This is a genomic window from Caldanaerobius polysaccharolyticus DSM 13641, assembly GCF_000427425.1.
Taxonomy (GTDB): domain Bacteria; phylum Bacillota; class Thermoanaerobacteria; order Thermoanaerobacterales; family Caldanaerobiaceae; genus Caldanaerobius; species Caldanaerobius polysaccharolyticus.
Map to the genome: position 1 here is coordinate 410060 of NZ_KE386494.1, position 18673 is coordinate 428732.

An 18673-nucleotide genomic window follows, 5' to 3' on the forward strand; every position below is an offset into this window, starting at 1 on the left:
AATTTGTATATCGCCTCAGAAATGCAAAATAAAATTACAGGAAGGGATCAGCAATGAACAAAGGTCTTATCTATCTAGCGATTACAGTAATGCTCTTTAGCTCCTACGAAGTAGTAGGAAGAGTGCTTTCAGGTCTTGTGAACCCCTATCAGCTGAATTTTATAAGGTTTTTGATAGGCGGGTTGATACTTCTGCCTATGGCTATAAATCACATAAAAGATAAGAAAATAAAATTAACTGTAAAAGATGTGCTCTATGTATCCCTCATAGGCGTGGTAAATGTGGTCCTTAGCATGTCTTTTTTGCAGATAGGCATAAATACCACAAAAGCTAGCCTTGCAGCTGTAATATTTAGCTCCAATCCCCTCTTCGTGATGATTTCAGCTTACTTTATTCTAAAAGAAAATCTAAACTTTGAAAAGATACTGGGGCTTATCATAGGAATCATAGGGATTATCATCGTCTTTTATAGGGACCTAAACCTGGGAAAATCCTACACCTATGGCATCGCCATGTTGATACTCTCCGCCATAACTTACGGAATTTATACATCCATGGGCAAAAAATTCTCTCAAAAAACCGACAGCATGATAATGAATTCCCTTTCATTTATAATAGGAAGCTTGCTTTTGCTGCCGGTACTTTTAATAAAGCACTATCCTATATTTTACATGCCGCATAAGGCGCTGTTGCCGATGGCTTATCTTACGTTTTTTGTAACAGGTATAGCCTATTACACCTACTTCGTAGGACTTACATATATGAACGCGGGAGCTGGATCCATGGTATTCTTTGTAAAGCCCATACTGGCCAGCCTGCTGGCATGGTTATTTCTCTCAGAAAAAATATCCATACAGTTAGTTATTGGAACGCTGGTAATCCTGGTAGGTATCGTAATCGTTCAACGCGCAGATAAAAAACGCTACGAGATCATCACCGATGATATAACAGGCAGATGATCAGAGCAATCAGCCTCAATGACCCCAACGTACTGAGGTACCACCTCTTCTGTGTGCATGATGTAGTCGATCTTTACACCGTGACTCTCATGCATGGCAAAAGAGTAATAATCAGATGATACGACCTCAGAGGCATCCAACAGCAGCTGTTTAAGACAGCTATGAGCTCCACAACCAGGCGTCTCATTAAAATCCCCCGTAAGTATCACAGGACCACTCAATCCCTCTACTACCTTCAATATTTCTTCGGCCTGTCTTATGCGCTCATTGGCTTTTAGCCCCAGATGGGTTGTCAAAAACCATAGTGAGTTACTGTAAAAAACTATACGGGAAAGCAATAACCCCCTTCTTTCGCCCTGTGAGGGCAAATGGTAATTTTTGCTCATCTCTATAGGGAAAGCGCTTAAAATTCCATTGCCGAAAAAACCAATACCCAGCCTTATATTAGGCCCATATGCGTAATACATGCCCAATTTCTTGGACAGGTACCTAATCTCATCAATCATGTGTGACCGGACTGTCAATGAATCGACTTCCTGAAGGCCGATCACTTGGGCTCCTGACTGCCGTATAACATCAGCTACATCATCAAGGTTTATCCTTCCTGATCTATCTCTACCGCCGTGGATATTATACGTCATTACATTTAGCTTCATATAAACACCTCTACCCACCGCTTTAGCCACTATCCGCTGGTATTATACCAGGTATAAACCTTTCGCAGAAGAAACAGCGTAATCATATATACCAATACAGAATAAATAAAGTTCCACCTGTAAAACGTCAATTCCCCTGTTAGTACAAAGAGGATCTCTATACCCAATAATACCCCTGCCCAGACAGCCATATATAAATACGTCCATTTTCTGAATTTATCCAGGTAATTCATATAAATAACACCTATCAGAGGCCCTATGATAACCTCCATCAATAAAATACACCACCCATTGTTGAGAAGATGGTCTGTATATTTATAATATTCTGCAGCTACAGAAAATAACACGTCCAGAGCAAAACCGATCTCTGTGGCAAGCAAATATCCTGGTAAAAATACTTTAATTCTCTTTTTATCTACCAGAAGAATAACCAAAACTACGGTTATTAAACTTAACAAAATATACGGCATAAACAAACCTACCCTTCTAAGTAAAAATAAACCTGATATTATTTTATCCAAAAGTTCATTATCTTGTTGACTTTTGTATTTTATAAAGCTCTAGCTCATCCTACCCGCATCAAAATTCTCGACCTTCTTAAAAATGGCGAAAAATGCGTATGCAATATCATAGAGGAATTGAGTCTGGAGCAGTCTAATGTATCTCAGCATTTAAACGTATTGAAAAACCAGGGTATCGTAGCGTCCAGGCGTGAGGGAACCTTTGTGATGTACTATGTGCTAAACCCAAAGATATATGACCTCATAGATACAACCGATGAAATACTGGAAATGCAACTGGAAACAACGCAAAAAGAACTTAGAAAAAGGAGAAATAAAATATGATACAATCATTGGCAGATTATATCGTATACAACCTCATGAATATAGCCCCCCAAACCAGAGCAGGCAACGCCTTAAATTTCTTCATATACGATACCATAAAAATTTTTGTGCTCCTTGCGGTTTTAATATATACTATTTCTTTTATAAGAAGTTTTCTACCCCCTGAAAAGGTGAAAAAAATACTGAGCAGGAAACATGAATACATAGGCAACACACTGGCAGCGCTGCTGGGCATCTTTACACCCTTTTGCTCATGTTCTGCAGTACCGTTATTTATAGGATTTATAGAAGCAGGTGTGCCCTTGGGGGTAACTTTTTCGTTTCTCGTGGCATCCCCTGTGATAAATGAGGTAGCCGCAACAATGCTTTTCGCTTTATTCGGTTTTAAAATAGCTGTTATATACATTTTATCAGGACTCATTATCGCCATTATCAGCGGCTTGATTATAGGAAAGCTGCATTTAGAGCATCTGGTAGAAGACTACGTCTATAATATACATGTTGGTGAAACTGCCGTGACTTCCATGAATTTAAGAGCAAGGCATGACTTTGCCTTCAACAGCATGAAGGACATTGTAAAAAGAGTATGGCTATTTATAATACTGGGAGTAGGATTCGGAGCATTTATACACGGTTATGCCCCTGTAGACTTTATGGGCAAAATCGCTGGTAAAGACAACCTTCTGGCTGTACCTATAGCCACTATTATAGGGATTCCGCTGTATTCCAATGCAGCGGGAACTATACCCATCGTGCAAGCCTTAACTGAAAAAGGCGTCAGCATTGGCACTGCACTATCATTCATGATGTCAATAACGGCATTATCAGTCCCTGAGATGATTATACTGAGGAAGGTCATCAAACCCAAACTCATAGGAATATTTATAGGAATTGTAGGTATTGCCATTATGTTTACAGGCTATCTATTCAATATTATTATCTAAAATTTCACAGAAAGGATGGTTAAAATGGAAATCAAAATACTGGGTGGCGGATGTGCCAACTGCAAAGCACTGGAAAGGTTAACAAGAGAGGCTATACACGAACTTAATATAAGCGCAGATATAACAGAGGTTAAGGACATCCAGGAGATACTCAAATATGGCGTCATGAGCACACCAGCACTGGTTGTCAATGAAAAGGTATTAGTATCAGGAAGGGTTCCATCAAAAAGCGAAATACTTAATCTCATAAAAGCAGCAGTACAATAATGCCTCACTTCATCATTTAATCGGCCTCGCTTTTATCAATTTCACTATATCCAACGCAAGGTTTTTTTCATAGTATACATCAAATCCCGCTTTTTTTACGTTTTCAACCGTATTTCTATTTATATTAGCACCGTACAGGCCTACAACCAGAGGATTAAGCATATCCATAACCCTTCCCAAAACCTTTACATTACTTCTAACGTGTTCCAGCATTATCAGTTCACCACCGCGTTTTAACACCCGGCGGATCTCCATTAAGCCTTTTAATGGATCAGGAACAGAGCAAAATACGCAAGTGGTTATAACCGCATCAAAGGACTCATCAGGAAAATTCAGATGCTGCACATCCATAAGCTCGAGACTCACCTTTTTATTTAGCTGCTCAGCTTTGATCTTCGCTCTATCAAGCATCCTAGGGCTAAAATCTATAGCTACTAATCACATCCTTCGGGGTAGTATGGGATGTTCTTTCCTGTACCTACGCCCACTTCCAGAATTTTGAAACCTTTTACGTGGCTGAACAGTTCCTTTCTCCAAGACGCTATCCATCGCTTTTCCATAAAACCTTCCAATACATCATAGTATCTTGCCGCTCTATCGTACCTCTTTTTTATTATCTCAGTATTATCGCTCATAACAACCTCCTACTTACCACATGTATTATATAAATTTTTGAGCTATTCTTTTGACAACCTCTATCAAAAGGCGCCTGAAATCACCCATGGATTTTCTAGAACCCTCAACCACTTCCTGGTGAGATAGCGTTCCTTTTGCTTTTCCTGCTGCAAGATTTGCAATGCAAGAAATCCCTAAAACTTTTATACCGCAGTGTCTGGCCGCTATAACTTCAGGGACAGTAGACATGCCTACCGCATCCGCCCCCAACCTCTCAAAAGCTCTTATCTCAGCCGGAGTTTCATAGCACGGCCCTGTCACAGCGATATAAACGCCTTTTTTAATGTTTATGTCTAAATCAGCCGCAGCCCTCTCAGCGATTTGAAGCAACTCTTTGTCGTAGGCCTCGGTCATGTCAGGAAATCGTGGCCCGAATGCGCCGTTGTTTTGCCCTATAAGGGGATTATTCCCCATGAAATTTATGTGGTCTTGTATAAGCATAAGGTCTCCTGGCTTAAACAAAGGATTTATGCCGCCGGAGGCATTGGTTACAATAAGCACTTCTACCCCCAGCAGCTTCATAACCCTTATAGGAAATGTCACCTCTTTAAGGTTATAACCTTCGTAATAATGAAATCTACCCCTCATTATCAACACAGGAATACCTTCTACTTCTAACATACCCAATTTGCCAGCATGGCCTTCCACAGTAGGCACAGGAAAATATGGTATTTCACTGTAATGGATACACCTTACTCCATCGGCCTCACCCCATACGTCAAGTCCGCTTCCAAGGATGACACCGATTTTAGGATCTTTCCCAAATTTTGCCTTAATATACTCAGCTGCTTTCACGTACTGTATTATCAAAAATTATGCCTCCTCTATAACGAATTATATCAATTTGCGCGCTTTAACCTGTTATTGTATATGCCTTCAGATACGTGCTGCCACCGCTGCGACAGCTCATCGAGAAAAACTGCCCCTTCGCCTTTCAATATATTATCCGCTCCTTCATAACTGGGAGTTGCACCCGTCTCCTCCACAATCGCCCTTAGCACCTCAGGTCTATCAATTATGGGACAGGGGCGCAGGAAGTTTTTTGAAATAGGCTGGTATTTCTGGTATGCCTTGAAAACTTTATTGCCCAGAATTTCCTTAAGCGATTTATCCTTAAGATTGCCACAGTACACATGAGCAAAGGCACAGGGTTCCACATTGGCATTGGCGGTGATGTGAAAGTACTGCCTTCCTCCAGCGATACAGCCATTGGTCAGCTCACCGTCGTTCCAGAAATCAAATAGCATTATGGGGTATTTACTCCTGATCTCAAGCACCCTTTCCGCCAACCATCCCCTCTGTTCAGGCGTAACCATAGCTGAGTAATCAGGCTGCCTTCCCACAGGTATGTAGTGAAATGACCAACCGTACAAAGCCCCTTTATCTATCATAAATTGCACGAACTCGTCACTGAACAATTCCCTATAATTTTTAGAAGTAACCGTTATGCTGTATCCAAAAGGTATGCCATTAGCCTTTAACAGATCCATAGCCCTCATTACCCTTTGAAATACCCCTTTCCCCCTGCGTTCATCTGTGTCTTTTTCCCAGCCCTCCAGGCTTATAGCCGGAGATATATTGCCTGTCGCCAGGAATTTCTTTACCATCTTATCATCTATGAGGGTTCCATTGGTATACATCATAAAAGCTGTATTTTTGTGCTTTGAGGCTATATCAAATAAATACGGGTATGCGGTGGGCTCTCCCCCTGACAGAACTATAAAGTTGATACCCAATTCTTCCGCTTCGTTTAAAATCCTGTCAAATAACTCAAAAGGCATGGTGTTGACTTCATATTTACCCGCCCAGCAGCCCTTGCACCTTAAATTGCATATTTCAGTAGGATCTATTAAAATGGTCGAAGGGACGTTGGCACCGATCTTTTCGCTTATAGCTTTTCGCCTTGGTACGCCTATTAGCGTAGACCTTATAAGCAGATTGACTACAAACCCACTTAAATACGCATCGTTGCACCCCTTTAAAATCCTAGTTATATAGTTCCTGATATTATCGTCTTCTAGAAAAGCTTTTCTTATGCTTTCTATATCTCTTTTTGACTCATCGTTTAGAGCGATTTTTTTAAGAACCCTGACTAGTTTATCCACGTTGTTGTCAGGGTCCTTTTTAAGATACCTTATTACAAAATTACCTATGGCCTTATAAGCTGTCTCTTTTAACAGCCCATCCATTCTACCAAACCCCTTCCCCTATCTTATTCATGCCCTTCCAGCAGTATACCTACTGTGTTCAACGCCTCAGGTAAGTTTTCTTCATCCTGGTCCAGAACAGCTTGCACTACCGTACCGAAGATAGCACCTAAAACCAATCTGGCCAGATGTTTAGGAGAATAGCCGTAGTCGTTTGCTTTCGCACGACTTTTTTTCAGGACAAATTCTTCTATCATATCTGATAAGTCCCTAAAAAAATTTCGAAGTAAACCGCTAAAGGAGGGAGACCACAGCGCCAGATCTGTAAAGTCATACCATAATCTGAGAAATCCTACGTTGTCTTTTAACATTCCTTTAAAGAAAGTTATCAGTGAAGCTAGCTTATCCTTTGCCGTTTCTCCTTTTTTAAGGTAATCTTCTACTTCTACAATGTATTTCTTTGTCACAAATTTTATTACTTCTACAAAAAGACCCTCTTTGTTGCCGTAATAGTAGTTTAACTGGCTTAAGACAACACCGGCTTTATCAGCGATTTCTCTCAAAGATACATTAGCATATCCTCTTTTAGAAAGGCATTCATAAGCTGCATTTAATATCCTTTGAGATTGTGTATTTTTCCCCTGAGCATCCACGGTATCATCCCTTTCAAATATATCGGACGTCCGTTCTGATTAAATTGTACCACAAACTTCCATATTGTCAATATATTGAACGTTATATGATAAAAAAAGGGGTAAATCCCATTACCCCTTTTTACGCGTTTTTCTTCATCATAAAGTCTTATCTCCAGGTTTCCAACCAGCAGGGCAGGCTCCACCGGTCTGAAGTGCTTGAAGTACGCGGAGTATTTCGTCCACATTCCTCCCTATCAAAGGCTCATGAACTACCTCATAACGTATCTTGCCCTCTGGATCTATGATAAATGCGGCCCTCAAAGCAATTCCCATATCTTCTATTAATATATCAAATTTCCTCACTAATTCCTTGTTATAATCCGATATAAGGGGAAAATCAATTCCGCCCAGTTGTTCAATCCACGCGTTATGGGAAAAAACACTATCGGTATTGGCTCCTATTAAAACGGCGTTGAGATTGTCAAACTCCCCTTTTTTAGCGTTAAAAACCGGCAACTCACTAGCACAAACAGGCGAAAAATCCAAGGGATAGAAAAACAACACAACCCATTTGCCCTTAAAATCAGCCAGGGATATGTCCCCTTTCGTGCTAGGCAGCCTCATATCAGGAACCTGTTTGCCTACCATTGACATTTACAAATCACTCCTTAATTGAGATTATAAAATAGAATAATCTTTATGTAAGAATCGTTCTAAATATATTATATCATAAGATTATTATTTGTAAATAATTATTTTCCATATATGCTTGGACTTCTAAACCATGAAGCAATAAATGTCACAATAGGTATAAAAACCTGCAAAGGCAATTGTACATACGGTATTACAAGGCGAAGCCCTAATTCAATGTGCTCAGTGTAATTCCGCCCATAGAATAGAGCAAAAGCAACGATAAAAACGCTGATAGGCACGAGCAAGAACTTACAGTCCTCAAATTTAAACAATTTCTTGAGGCTTTCAACACCCGCATAGTAAAAAACGTAAACCTTAAAAAAGCCATTTAGCACTAGTATAATAACGGCGATGGCATCCAAATTTTCTAAAAGGCCCAATTTAATCATCGTCACAACCACGTACAGCGGGAAACTTGCCCTGGCTGTTTCATTTACCCCAAGTATTGATACTATGAAAATGTCATTTAAAGATATCACCACAGATGCCGCTGTTAAGGCCAAAAACGTCATCTTAAATGCCTTTTTAGGTTTTGCCAGCATCGGGTATATAGTGGTAAAGGCTATGATTTCAGTAAAAGGAAATCCCAGCGTTATCCTATAAGCCACTTTTAAGGGAACGATTATTCCATTTTCTAGCACAGGCAAAATGCTGGAAAAATCCACGAGTCCAGAATAAAAAAATAGTAAATACTGCACGATGAGAATTATCGCTATTATCGGAACGTATACAACAGAAACACGGACCACACATTCAATTCCTAAAGCTATAGCATACGCAATTAGCCCAACACCCATTAGAACAATTATTGATGAAGGGGTATTCTTTAGGATAGCTGTTTTCAATAGCTCCAAAAAATTCCTCGTTACTATTGCCGCCAGGATAAAAAAGTATATTATATACACAGTTGAAATAACGCTACCCACATACCTACCCCATATTTTTATTAAATACTCTACTAAATCACACTTGTATTTATAATATAACCGCGTGTATATAAAGGCCATAATCACTGACCCTAAATACGAAAAGATAACAACAATCCATATATCTTGCTTTGCCTGAATTCCCAATGCGAACAATACAGCACTGCCTAATTCAAACACAAATATAAGGCTGAAAAGCTGATAAGGGTAAATCCTCTGTTCATCCATAAATCAATTCACCTGAGCTTAGTGTATCAATACCACAGGTGCTTTATACATATGCTCTCATTTAACTGACTGCAAAACCCAGTAGCCCCCGCTCTTAGCGATCTTTTCGCAGTTACCGTAAATGCTCATCAATTTCTCCACAGCCGACGGGCCTCCTTGTCTTTTTTGTATAACCACAAAAAACATACCTCCTTTTCTCAAATAATCCCTGCTTTGTTCAAAAATAGTGTAAACTTTATCTTTGCCAGCCCGTATCGGAGGATTTGTAACAATATAGTCAAAGGTTCCTTTTACATTGGAAAATCCGTCGCTTTTATATATAACCACATTATCTACTCCATTTGTCTTTGCGTTTTGCCGCGCCAAATCTAAAGCACGCTGGTTTATATCTACCATGGTCACACAAAGGGATGGATTTACCTTAGCCAGCGAAAGCCCTATAGCGCCGTATCCACAGCCCATATCCAACATACAGCCGCCAATGCCTTCAGGGATAGACCTTATCAAGAGGTCTGAGCCTTTGTCCACATTTAGCCTGGAAAATACCCCTTTATCTGTGGTAAAAAAAATCTTGTGGCCTTTTACTTCGTATTCAAATTTTCGCAACTCATGAGCTGTTGATGGATTTTCTGAAAAGTAGTGCTCCATGATGCTTCTCCTTTCTAAGCCATACAATTCGCGTTCACCGTTTATTAAAAAAGCGCTTAAACAACCTCTTTAAAAGACCGTGCATCTCCTCAATAGAAAAGCTCATCAAGGGATTTGACGGCACAAATATTATGCCAAGGCTGTCAATCCCATTCCTGAAATCCGAATATTCTACCGTCCTTATATTGCCATCCAAATCCTTTACTTCCATCCATATAAACGTGAGATACTTCCCCAATATATTGACGATATCTTCGTCGCTGCGCACAGGCTCATTGTTTATCTTTAATATGGTATCCCCCGATTTCAATCCCATAGCTTTAGCCGGCGAATCAGGAAAAACATCCAGCACCTTTACTCCACCCATAGCAGGCGCAAAGGCCGGCTTCCCTTCTTTTTCTATCTTTTGCCCGTAATAAATCAGATATTCATGGGCTACAGGCGCGAATACCGCTGCAATCCACTTTAATGGGTGATAACTCGCCGCCAATACCGCAAGGGTAGTCAAAATAACACTAAAAGCCATAAGCCTGAAAGCAGAACCTTTTGTGTGCACCTCAGGAGTCTGAGTAAGGGATATATCTCCGTAACCCAACGCAGCCACGGCAGGCACCATCATATAACTGGCGTGAACGCCTATTGCAGGCTTTATGACAGGCCACCAATCAGGCATAGGAATACTGGTTGCCCCTTGAACAGTTCCTCCCGCAGATACTGCCAGGATGACAAAAGGTATAGGCCAGAATCTCTGTAAGCTAAATCCTCCTACTACAGTCCCCCCATCTCTGGCCGTAAAAATAGGCACGCGGCTTTTATATCCGTCCAGCCATATGAGAAGGCTCTCCATAAGGTGAAGTATTCCCACCAGCGCCATAAGTCCTGCCACATCCACGTGGGGATACCCTGTTATGAGTGAAAAAAGGGATAAAAGACCACCAGCGTAAGAAAAACAGATATACCTGGGGTGTACAAGCATGAACAAAAGCGCCAGCAGCCATACGTACTCTATTCCTGAACCTTCAATGGTTACCCCCAGCAAGACCATTATAAAGCTGCCTATAAAACCGCTCAAAAAACTGAAAAGTAGCGCATCTACCACCTGATCCCTAAAGGGGTACAGCGCCTTACCGTAAAGCTCTTCCTGTACCTGCGTAGATCTTCTGTACTGGAAAAACATAAAAATAAAAACCAGCCAAAAAAATGGCTGAAAAACACCTAATAAAACGCCTTTAAAAACCATGGAAAACAACTGAATAAACATTTTTTCACCACACTTTAACCCTTAATTCTAGAGCTCAATACCTCTATGGCCTTTTTAAGCTGCGTGTCTTTGTCCTTTGGAACGGTTATAGAATTATACCCTGCAGGCAATTGTACCACAATATCAGGCATTATTCCCTTTCCCTGTATATTATAGCCATCAGGCGTATAATACTTTGACACCGTGTACTTTAAAGCAGAACCATCGTTGAATTCTGCCATAGTCTGGACAATGCCCTTTCCAAACGTCTTGGTGCCTATAACCGTACCCACTTTGTGGTCTTTTATGGCCCCTGTAAGTATTTCAGATGCACTGGCGCTACCCCCGTTGACCAGCACTGCAAGGGGTTTACCCAGGTATTTAGCATCCGAATAGGTGTATTCCTTTTTGCCGTATCTGTCCTCAGTGTAAACTATTATGCCTTTGGGCAGTAAAGTATCAGCTACTTTAGCGCTTATCTCCAAAAGACCACCGGGATTATCCCTTAGGTCTAAAATCAGCGCCTTCATACCTTCATTATTCAGCTTATCCAGCTCGCTTTTAAACTGATCATATGTATGCTCGTCAAACATAGATATTCTGATATAACCAATTTTGTTCTCCATCATCTCCCCACTGACCGTCTTTAACGTTATGACCTCGCGCTTTATCCTTATAGTAACAGGCTTGGTCTCGCCGACTTTCAGCACTGTTATATTCACATATGTACCAGCAGGCCCTTTCATAAGAGAAACAGCTTTGTCCATGTCTTTTCCGCTTACTTTGTGTCCATTGACCTCAAGTATCTTGTCATTGGTTTTCAGACCCGCTTTAGCCCCAGGCGTATCCTTATCAATGGGAGACACCACTACGAGATTTCCATCTTTGTCTGCGCTAACCACAATTCCTATGCCAGCGTAAGACCCTACGGTTTGTTCCATAAAAGATTTATATTCATCGGGAGTCATATAGACGGTATACGGGTCATTGAGAGACGATGCCATTCCTTTATAGGCGCCATCCATCAGTACCTGTGGATTGACCTTGTCCACGTAGCGCTGGGTCAATATATCTTTAATAGCCAGCAATTTAGCCGCTTGCTGGTACTGGGCAAATTCCCTCCGCGATACGATAACTTTACCTCCCGGCAGCACGATGGAAAAATAATCAGTTACAAGAAAAGTAACCAAAGCGGTAACCAGCACCAAAAATATGGCGCCTATTGACTTTCTGCATCTAGACATTTGATCAACTCCATTCAAATGTTAAACTACTTTAATAATTTATGCAATACATTGATACTTTACTACTTCAACCAATCCATTGGGTTAACCGGAACGCCATCTTTTCTCACTTCAAAATGCATGTGGGGACCTGTAGACAATCCTGTGCTTCCACTCTTGGCAATAGCCTGACCTTTAGTTACCATATCCCCTTCCTTTACCAGCAAAGAAGCATTGTGGCCGTACAATGTGCTTATGCCGTTACCGTGGTCTATGATTACAGCATTGCCGTACCCTCCAAACCAACCTGCATATATAACCTTACCACTAGCTGCAGCAACTACTGTACTACCATAAGATGTAGCAATATCTATACCTGTATGCATTCTGTTCACTTTTAAAATAGGGTGAAATCTGAGGCCAAAAGGATCAGTTATATTATACATTCCAGGAACAGGCCACGCCAATTTCCCTCCCGTAAATTTAACAGCGTTATTGCTTCGTGCAGCTTCTTCCTGTAGCTTCTTTATAATTGAAGTAAGCTGTTGAGATTCGTTAGTGAGATCTTCTATCTGTGACTTATAGTTTTGTTCCTGAATATTCAACTGCCTCAATACGCTTGATCTAGATGCCAGCTGTATCTCTATTTCCCTTTTTCTGCGCTCTATGGCGTTTCTAGTGCTCACCAAACTACTTCTTTGTGCTACAAGTTTGTTTTTCTTCTGAACTATAAGCTCCTTTTGCCTGCTTATATCTTTTATGAGATTTCTATCGTAGTTTATAACGCGTTTTACCACCTCATAACGCGACAAAAAATCCAAAAAACTGTTTGAATCCAGTAATACACCCAGATAACCTATCGGCCCGCTTTTATACATGGCAACAAGGCGCTTTTTGAATATGTTCTCCTCGTCATTTAATTTTTTTTGAGCTCGTTCTAACTCCCATGTGGTGACCTTTATGTTCTTTTCCAGACTTGCCAGCTGTTTTTGAGTTTTATCCAGCTGCTCCCGCGATTGCACCAGATTTTTCTGTATAACGACCAGCTGATTTTGTAAATCTTGTTTTTGTTGCTGAACGCCTTCTAGCTGCCTTTTTTTCTCCTCAATACTTTTTTGCACGCTCTTTAACTGGTTCTTTTTTTGTTGTAGGTTATCAGCGTAACCCACTGAAAAACTGTAAAATACCATTGACAAAGCCACCATTAGCGCAGCATATACATTCAGCCGCGATTTCAAAAAACGACGCAATGCGCCATACCCCCTTAAAGCGACAAATTACACTTTTAAGAACCTTCTCACAGATAAACCGCTGCCTAGCCCGCCGATTGCACAACCTAATATCACAAATAACTTGGCCATGCCCGGCAACAGCTGATTATAAGGTATAAGCGAAAAAACCACCAGCTGGCCGTTTAACCTTGATGTAAAGTAATAATAACCGTAGCCTACAATGACAATAGCCAGAACAGAACCTAACAGGCCCAGTAAAAACCCCTCGATAACAAAAGGCCACCTTATAAACCAATCAGTCGCTCCGATATACTTCATTATGTTTATCTCTCTCCTGCGGGCGTAAACCGCCAGTTTGATGGTGTTGGATATGATGATAATAGCGACAAAGGCCATTATCCCTATGAGCGCTATACCTATTAGCCTCACGACGCGGGTTATTTTAAGGAGCTTGTCCACCACTTCTCTACCGTAATTGACCTCGCTTATCCCCTTAATCGCAGATACCGCAGAAGCTACCGGTTTAATGTCATTGGGTGTGGTCACCTCTATTATGAAAGACCGTGGGAAGGGATTGTCCTTTTCCAATCCGTTAAGCAGGTACGCGTTTTTCCCTAACTGCTTTTTATAATTTTCCAAAGCCGCCTGCCTGGATTCATAACTTATGCTTTTTACGCCTTTTATCCTGTCTATTTGATCTTTAAGCGTATCAATTTCCTGCGCTTTGACGCTGTCGTTTATATAAGCTCTTAAAACCAGCTCTGACTCCACCTGCGTAGCGATGTGATCTACGTTCATCACTATAACCGTAAATACCCCTAAAACTATCAAGGACACCACCACAGCAGTGACAGCTGCCACAGCCATAGCCCTGTTTCTCCACATGTTTATAAACCCCTCGGTGATAAAGTACCTGATCTTTTTTAGCTTCATATGTCATACGCTCCTCTTATCTGGTCTTTTACTATATTGCCTTTGACCAGCGTAATAACCCTTTTTCTCATCCTGTCTACAATCTCCTTAGCATGGGTTACTATGAGCACAGTGGTTCCCATCCTGTTCACGTCATTTATTATCTGCATTATCCCCCATGAATTGTCTGGATCCAGATTACCTGTTGGCTCATCGGCTATGAGTATAAGGGGTTTATTGACCATTGCCCTGGCCAGTGCTACGCGCTGTTGTTCTCCTCCTGACAGCTGGTACGGGTAACTGTCGGCTTTATTAGCAAGCCCTACCATATCCAGCACAGAGTAAATGTGCTTTTTTACATCTTTTGCGGGGTTTTCCGCTACCATCATGGCGAACTCGATGTTCTCGTATACCGTTTTGTTTGGCAAAAGCCTAAAATCCTGAAATACCACTCCTATGTTTCTGCGATGATAGGGTATTCTGGATCTCTTTAAACGTGTTATATCTACGCCGTTTATTACTATCTGCCCTGTAGAAGGTTGTTCTTCCCTCAACAAAAGCTTTATAAGCGTAGATTTCCCCGCTCCGCTGGATCCTACTACAAACACAAATTCCCCTTTGTCTATACGCAAGTTTATGTTGGAAAGCGCAATGACTCCATTAGGGAATACCTTTGAAACGCCAATTAACTCTATCATTACAAAACAACTCCTTATCCGTCTGTAAGAGCGTATTTTTCTACGTACTTGATGTACTCATCAAACATTAGGGCAATCTTCAAAATAACAGCATCATCAAAATCCCTCAAATCCAGTCCTAACAGCCTCTGTATTTTATCCAGGCGATATACCAGAGTATTTCTGTGAATGTAAAGATTCCTTGAAGCCTCGCTTATATTAAGATTGGACTCAAAAAATTTCAACACAGTATGATAAAGTTCTTTGTCTTCTAAAAACTCGTTTTTGTCCTTAAATATCTCGTTAAGATAAGCTCGCTCAATCTCTATAGGTATCTGACTTATAAGGCGCTTCAAGCCCAACTGGTCATAGTCAAATACCTTATTTTTATCCTCAAAAATCTCTCCCAGAACCATAGCGGTCTCGGCTCGTTTGTATATCTTTCTGAGGTCGTACAGGCTTTTGCTAATACCACCTATAGCTATTTTGACCTTTTCGTACAGCTCTGTCACCAAGGTGTCTAGGATAGACATGGCTATCTTTTTTATGTCGTCCTCGCTGTCATCTCTTGATTTTACAAGAAGTACTTTGTCTGTGTCAATATCAATGAGTACCTCTGACGTCTCATCGGGAAACATGTTTTTAAGCATTTCCCGAACGTCTTCAAATGACGAACTCATTTTGACAATCATAACCATCCTGTCTTTAACAATAACCTCATTGAATTTCTCCGCCATTTTTTCTATATTGACGTTACGACCTTCTATAATACTGCGGAAAAAGCTCACCCTGTTCAGCTCTGTTTTCTCAAATCCCAGTATCATCTGCTCGATCAAACCCATGTATTTTTGTACTTCAGGCGTCGTCCCCTTCATCGCGATACAGCACAAAAACTTCCCATTTGCCTTAACGCTTTTATATATCCAGTTATTTATCACAAAGAAATTATCAGACTGGATAAAATCCTCGTAGTTCACCACAGGTATAGAACTGCCCTCATTGCTGCCGACGATACATTTTCCTTCAGCATCATAGATGTTAAAAGGCAATCCCACAATATCCATTACCTTTTCGTATATACTTTTATATATATCCAAAGAAATCAACCCCTGTACAATATATTATACTATATCATGGTTTTCAGCAAAGAAAAAAGCAGAAATAATCTCTATATAATTATTTCTGCTTTCTAAATTAAAATCCTTCTTTAATTCATTATCTGTTTAAAATAGTCTTTTCAGTTTCTTTATCAAATAAGTGCACCTTATTCATATCGAAAGCTACCTTTAATATATCTCCTTCTTTTGCTTTGCTCCTAGGATTGACCCTAGCTATGACCTGCTGGCCTTTTAAGTCCATGTAAAGGAATGTTTCTGCACCCAAAAGCTCTACTACCTCAACTTTAGCCTCAACAGTAGCGCCAGGATTTGCGCTTATAAATACTTCTTCGTCGTGGATGTCCTCAGGCCTTATTCCCAGCACAACCTCTTTTCCTACATAAGAGCTACTGACCAGCTTCTTGACCTTGCCATCGGGGAGCTTCAGTGAAAATCCTTTAAACTCCGCGTAAATCTCACCGTTTTTCTCCACCAACCTGGCATCGATAAAGTTCATTTGAGGACTTCCAATAAACCCTGCTACGAATATATTTGCAGGATAATCGTATATGGTCTGCGGTGTATCTACCTGCTGTATGACACCGTCTTTCATAACGACGATTCTGTCGCCCATGGTCATAGCCTCTGTCTGATCGTGGGTAACGTATATAAATGTGGTCTGCAACCTCTCATGAAGCTTGCTGATTTCCGTCCTCATCTGCACCCTCAATTTTGCGTCCAGGTTTGATAAAGGCTCGTCCATCAAGAAGACCTTAGGCTCACGTACAATAGCACGGCCTAAAGCTACCCTCTGCCTCTGACCACCGGACAAAGCCTTGGGTTTTCTATCCAAAAGGTGTTCAATGTCCAGTATCTTAGCAGCTTCTCTAACCCTCTTGTCAATCTCCGCTCTGGGCATCTTCCTCAGTTTAAGTCCAAACGCCATATTGTCGTATACCGTCATATGAGGATACAAGGCGTAGTTCTGGAAAACCATCGCTATATCCCTGTCTTTAGGCGGAACATCGTTGACCAGCCTGTCACCGATGTACAATTCTCCCTCTGTGATCTCTTCAAGACCTGCCACCATCCTCAACGTGGTGGACTTTCCACAACCAGAGGGACCTACCAAGACTACAAATTCCTTGTCTTTTATATCCAGGTTAAAGTTGTCAACGGCCTTTACTCCGCCTTGATAGATCTTGGAAACATTCTTTAACACAACTTCTGCCATTGTTCCTTCCTCCAATCGTTAGTATGTTAACGCAAGCAAACGTTACAACTATATTATAATATAAATTGTCGGAAATTTGTATTATATATAATAAACATAGTTTTACGTTACTTTTTGTTCAGCATGAACATGTCACAATTAACATTTGACTTGAGGTGTCATCTCTGCTATATTAAAATAAAATATTATATAGGAAAGAGCACAGATAGAGGCGCGCTGTTTATGAGTACTGTGCGGGAGACTGGAGAGGTCTGTGAACCACAGAAAAGGAAACAGCGCCGAAGGGCCGGTATTCTCCGTGCCGGTTACCTGGTCAGTATGTGAAAAACATGCTGACTGTCATCAGCAATGATGGAGAGCTATCTGGTTTATAGCCGTAATGCCTATAACCAGCTAGTTATTTCCATAACTAGATTTTTTTATAACTATTTTCTAGGAGGTATTTTTAATGAAGAAAAATATAGCCATAGTAGGCGCCACCGGACTGGTAGGAAGGACCTTTCTAAAGGTCCTGGAAGAAAGAGATTTTCCCATCGATAACCTGTATCTCTTTGCATCTCACAAATCAGCAGGCACAAAAATAAGCTTTAGAGGCGCCGAATATACCGTTGAAGAACTTACAGAGAATTCCTTTGATCGCCCTATTGACATAGCGTTATTCTCGGCGGGTGCAACAGTAAGCAAAAAGTTTGCACCTATAGCAGCGTCAAAAGGAGTAGTAGTGGTAGACAACAGCAGCGCGTGGAGAATGGACGATAACGTGCCATTAGTGGTACCTGAAGTCAACCCTCAAGACATAGGCTGGCACAAAGGGATAATCGCAAACCCCAACTGCTCTACAATCCAGATGGTGGTAGCTCTAAAGCCTCTACACGACGCGTTTAAGATAAAAAGAATAGTGGTCTCTACTTACCAGGCCGTTTCCGGTTCGGGTAAAAAAGGTATAGACGACCTCAAGCGCACATTGCAGGGAGAGATGCCCCAGTTTTACCCACATCCTATAGCCAACAATTGCTTGCCTCATATCGACGTCTTCTTGGACAACGGCTACACCAAAGAGGAAATGAAGATGGTCAATGAGACCAAGAAGATCATGGGCGATCCCAGCATTAAGGTAACAGCGACTACAGTAAGGGTCCCCGTGGAAAACAGCCACAGCGAGTCGGTCAACGTAGAATTCGAAAAACCCTTTGAGCTCTCTCAGGTCTTTGACATCCTATCCAAAGCCCCAGGGGTCATCGTTATGGATAAACCGTTTGAAAATGTATACCCATTAGCTACCATTGCCTCCGGCCATAATGAAGTTTACGTGGGCAGGATAAGAAGGGATGACACCGTAGAAAACGGCTTAAATCTCTGGGTGGTAGCTGATAACATAAGGAAAGGCGCTGCGACCAATGCGGTTCAGATAGCCGAGTTGCTTTTATAAGCGGAA

At 41.1% G+C, this 18673-nt stretch carries 22 protein-coding genes and 1 riboswitch; of the genes, 5 read left to right on the forward strand and 17 right to left on the reverse strand.

What is annotated here, in order from left to right:
- Positions 1–53: 53 nt before the first annotated feature.
- Positions 54–959 (forward strand): DMT family transporter, encoded by a 906-nt coding sequence (locus CALPO_RS0102985; protein WP_026486002.1) that lies wholly within the window; start codon positions 54–56, stop codon positions 957–959.
- On the opposite strand, the gene CALPO_RS0102990 is transcribed toward CALPO_RS0102985, so the two are convergent.
- Both CALPO_RS0102990 and CALPO_RS13125 read right to left on the reverse strand, forming a co-directional pair.
- Positions 923–1615, reverse strand: coding sequence for an endonuclease/exonuclease/phosphatase family protein (locus CALPO_RS0102990; protein WP_026486003.1), 693 nt, complete (start codon positions 1613–1615; stop codon positions 923–925). The two genes, CALPO_RS0102985 and CALPO_RS0102990, sit on opposite strands and share 37 nt — an antisense overlap.
- A 29-nt stretch (positions 1616–1644) precedes the next feature.
- Positions 1645–2085 carry a CBO0543 family protein gene (locus CALPO_RS13125; protein WP_156940121.1) on the reverse strand — a complete coding sequence of 147 codons (441 nt, stop codon included), beginning with the start codon at positions 2083–2085 and terminating at the stop codon, positions 1645–1647.
- A gap of 63 nt (positions 2086–2148) precedes the next feature.
- Here CALPO_RS13125 and CALPO_RS0103000 point away from each other — a divergent pair, with 63 nt between their 5' ends.
- The 3 genes from CALPO_RS0103000 to CALPO_RS0103010 are packed head-to-tail and all read left to right on the forward strand — an operon-like array spanning position 2149 to position 3671.
- Complete coding sequence (locus CALPO_RS0103000) at positions 2149–2460, forward strand: ArsR/SmtB family transcription factor (RefSeq protein ID WP_245589876.1); 312 nt, start codon at positions 2149–2151, stop codon at positions 2458–2460.
- The gene (locus tag CALPO_RS0103005; protein WP_026486005.1) at positions 2457–3404 is read left to right on the forward strand and encodes a permease; all 948 of its coding nucleotides are present in this window, start codon (positions 2457–2459) and stop codon (positions 3402–3404) included. The genes CALPO_RS0103000 and CALPO_RS0103005 overlap by 4 nt, the downstream gene beginning before the upstream one ends.
- 24 nt (positions 3405–3428) lie before the next feature.
- The gene (locus CALPO_RS0103010; RefSeq protein ID WP_026486006.1) at positions 3429–3671 is read left to right on the forward strand and encodes a thioredoxin family protein; all 243 of its coding nucleotides are present in this window, start codon (positions 3429–3431) and stop codon (positions 3669–3671) included.
- A 12-nt stretch (positions 3672–3683) separates the two neighbouring features.
- On the opposite strand, the gene CALPO_RS15310 is transcribed toward CALPO_RS0103010, so the two are convergent.
- From CALPO_RS15310 to CALPO_RS0103080, 15 genes are all read right to left on the reverse strand, one after another.
- Positions 3684–4082: a class I SAM-dependent methyltransferase gene (locus CALPO_RS15310; protein ID WP_281172719.1), complete on the reverse strand. Its 399-nt coding sequence runs from the start codon at positions 4080–4082 to the stop codon at positions 3684–3686.
- 23 nt (positions 4083–4105) lie between these two features.
- A complete protein-coding gene (locus CALPO_RS15315) occupies positions 4106–4306 on the reverse strand; it encodes a class I SAM-dependent methyltransferase (protein ID WP_281172720.1) in 201 nt (66 codons plus the stop codon).
- A 25-nt stretch (positions 4307–4331) separates the two neighbouring features.
- Positions 4332–5156: a purine-nucleoside phosphorylase gene (locus CALPO_RS0103020; protein WP_035172056.1), complete on the reverse strand. Its 825-nt coding sequence runs from the start codon at positions 5154–5156 to the stop codon at positions 4332–4334.
- A 29-nt stretch (positions 5157–5185) separates the two neighbouring features.
- The gene (locus tag CALPO_RS13135; RefSeq protein WP_035172059.1) at positions 5186–6535 is read right to left on the reverse strand and encodes a radical SAM protein; all 1350 of its coding nucleotides are present in this window, start codon (positions 6533–6535) and stop codon (positions 5186–5188) included.
- A gap of 23 nt (positions 6536–6558) precedes the next feature.
- On the reverse strand, positions 6559–7146 hold the full coding sequence (locus CALPO_RS0103030) for a TetR/AcrR family transcriptional regulator (protein ID WP_026486008.1): 588 nt from the start codon (positions 7144–7146) through the stop codon (positions 6559–6561).
- A gap of 138 nt (positions 7147–7284) precedes the next feature.
- Entirely contained in the window at positions 7285–7782 is a 498-nt protein-coding gene (locus CALPO_RS0103035) for a peroxiredoxin (RefSeq protein WP_026486009.1), read from the reverse strand.
- Positions 7783–7880: 98 nt separating this feature from the next.
- Positions 7881–8975: a GerAB/ArcD/ProY family transporter gene (locus CALPO_RS0103040; protein WP_026486010.1), complete on the reverse strand. Its 1095-nt coding sequence runs from the start codon at positions 8973–8975 to the stop codon at positions 7881–7883.
- 57 nt (positions 8976–9032) lie between these two features.
- Positions 9033–9623 carry a class I SAM-dependent methyltransferase gene (locus CALPO_RS0103045; protein WP_026486011.1) on the reverse strand — a complete coding sequence of 197 codons (591 nt, stop codon included), beginning with the start codon at positions 9621–9623 and terminating at the stop codon, positions 9033–9035.
- A 34-nt stretch (positions 9624–9657) separates the two neighbouring features.
- Positions 9658–10884 carry a PDZ domain-containing protein gene (locus CALPO_RS0103050; RefSeq protein ID WP_026486012.1) on the reverse strand — a complete coding sequence of 409 codons (1227 nt, stop codon included), beginning with the start codon at positions 10882–10884 and terminating at the stop codon, positions 9658–9660.
- Positions 10885–10898: 14 nt separating this feature from the next.
- Complete coding sequence (locus CALPO_RS0103055) at positions 10899–12107, reverse strand: S41 family peptidase (RefSeq protein ID WP_026486013.1); 1209 nt, start codon at positions 12105–12107, stop codon at positions 10899–10901.
- Between the two features lie 62 nt (positions 12108–12169).
- Complete coding sequence (locus CALPO_RS0103060) at positions 12170–13336, reverse strand: murein hydrolase activator EnvC family protein (protein ID WP_156940122.1); 1167 nt, start codon at positions 13334–13336, stop codon at positions 12170–12172.
- A 27-nt stretch (positions 13337–13363) separates the two neighbouring features.
- Positions 13364–14251, reverse strand: coding sequence for a permease-like cell division protein FtsX (gene ftsX / locus CALPO_RS0103065; protein WP_026486015.1), 888 nt, complete (start codon positions 14249–14251; stop codon positions 13364–13366).
- Positions 14248–14928 (reverse strand): cell division ATP-binding protein FtsE, encoded by a 681-nt coding sequence (gene ftsE / locus CALPO_RS0103070; protein ID WP_026486016.1) that lies wholly within the window; start codon positions 14926–14928, stop codon positions 14248–14250. Before ftsE ends, ftsX begins: the two co-directional genes overlap by 4 nt.
- A 14-nt stretch (positions 14929–14942) precedes the next feature.
- Entirely contained in the window at positions 14943–16004 is a 1062-nt protein-coding gene (locus tag CALPO_RS0103075; RefSeq protein WP_026486017.1) for a PucR family transcriptional regulator, read from the reverse strand.
- Between the two features lie 118 nt (positions 16005–16122).
- Positions 16123–17238: an ABC transporter ATP-binding protein gene (locus CALPO_RS0103080; RefSeq protein ID WP_026486018.1), complete on the reverse strand. Its 1116-nt coding sequence runs from the start codon at positions 17236–17238 to the stop codon at positions 16123–16125.
- 198 nt (positions 17239–17436) lie between these two features.
- Positions 17437–17608: riboswitch (Lysine riboswitch) on the forward strand.
- Positions 17609–17686: 78 nt separating this feature from the next.
- Here CALPO_RS0103080 and CALPO_RS0103085 point away from each other — a divergent pair.
- Positions 17687–18667: an aspartate-semialdehyde dehydrogenase gene (locus tag CALPO_RS0103085; protein ID WP_026486019.1), complete on the forward strand. Its 981-nt coding sequence runs from the start codon at positions 17687–17689 to the stop codon at positions 18665–18667.
- The last annotated feature ends 6 nt before the right edge of the window (positions 18668–18673 follow it).

Bases quoted from the DNA above. Each gene is read 5' to 3' on its own strand.
- CALPO_RS0102985 (WP_026486002.1), top strand. From the start codon at position 54: ATGAACAAAGGTCTTATCTATCTAGCGATTACAGTAATGCTCTTTAGC.
- CALPO_RS15310 (WP_281172719.1), bottom strand. From the start codon at position 4,082: ATGCTTGATAGAGCGAAGATCAAAGCTGAGCAGCTAAATAAAAAGGTG.
- CALPO_RS0103035 (WP_026486009.1), bottom strand. From the start codon at position 7,782: ATGTCAATGGTAGGCAAACAGGTTCCTGATATGAGGCTGCCTAGCACG.
- CALPO_RS0103010 (WP_026486006.1), top strand. From the start codon at position 3,429: ATGGAAATCAAAATACTGGGTGGCGGATGTGCCAACTGCAAAGCACTG.
- ftsX (WP_026486015.1), bottom strand. From the start codon at position 14,251: ATGAAGCTAAAAAAGATCAGGTACTTTATCACCGAGGGGTTTATAAAC.
- CALPO_RS0103085 (WP_026486019.1), top strand. From the start codon at position 17,687: ATGAAGAAAAATATAGCCATAGTAGGCGCCACCGGACTGGTAGGAAGG.
- CALPO_RS0103040 (WP_026486010.1), bottom strand. From the start codon at position 8,975: ATGGATGAACAGAGGATTTACCCTTATCAGCTTTTCAGCCTTATATTT.
- CALPO_RS0103055 (WP_026486013.1), bottom strand. From the start codon at position 12,107: ATGTCTAGATGCAGAAAGTCAATAGGCGCCATATTTTTGGTGCTGGTT.
- CALPO_RS0103045 (WP_026486011.1), bottom strand. From the start codon at position 9,623: ATGGAGCACTACTTTTCAGAAAATCCATCAACAGCTCATGAGTTGCGA.
- CALPO_RS15315 (WP_281172720.1), bottom strand. From the start codon at position 4,306: ATGAGCGATAATACTGAGATAATAAAAAAGAGGTACGATAGAGCGGCA.
- ftsE (WP_026486016.1), bottom strand. From the start codon at position 14,928: ATGATAGAGTTAATTGGCGTTTCAAAGGTATTCCCTAATGGAGTCATT.
- CALPO_RS0103050 (WP_026486012.1), bottom strand. From the start codon at position 10,884: ATGTTTATTCAGTTGTTTTCCATGGTTTTTAAAGGCGTTTTATTAGGT.
- CALPO_RS0102990 (WP_026486003.1), bottom strand. From the start codon at position 1,615: ATGAAGCTAAATGTAATGACGTATAATATCCACGGCGGTAGAGATAGA.
- CALPO_RS0103005 (WP_026486005.1), top strand. From the start codon at position 2,457: ATGATACAATCATTGGCAGATTATATCGTATACAACCTCATGAATATA.
- CALPO_RS13125 (WP_156940121.1), bottom strand. From the start codon at position 2,085: ATGCCGTATATTTTGTTAAGTTTAATAACCGTAGTTTTGGTTATTCTT.
- CALPO_RS13135 (WP_035172059.1), bottom strand. From the start codon at position 6,535: ATGGATGGGCTGTTAAAAGAGACAGCTTATAAGGCCATAGGTAATTTT.
- CALPO_RS0103080 (WP_026486018.1), bottom strand. From the start codon at position 17,238: ATGGCAGAAGTTGTGTTAAAGAATGTTTCCAAGATCTATCAAGGCGGA.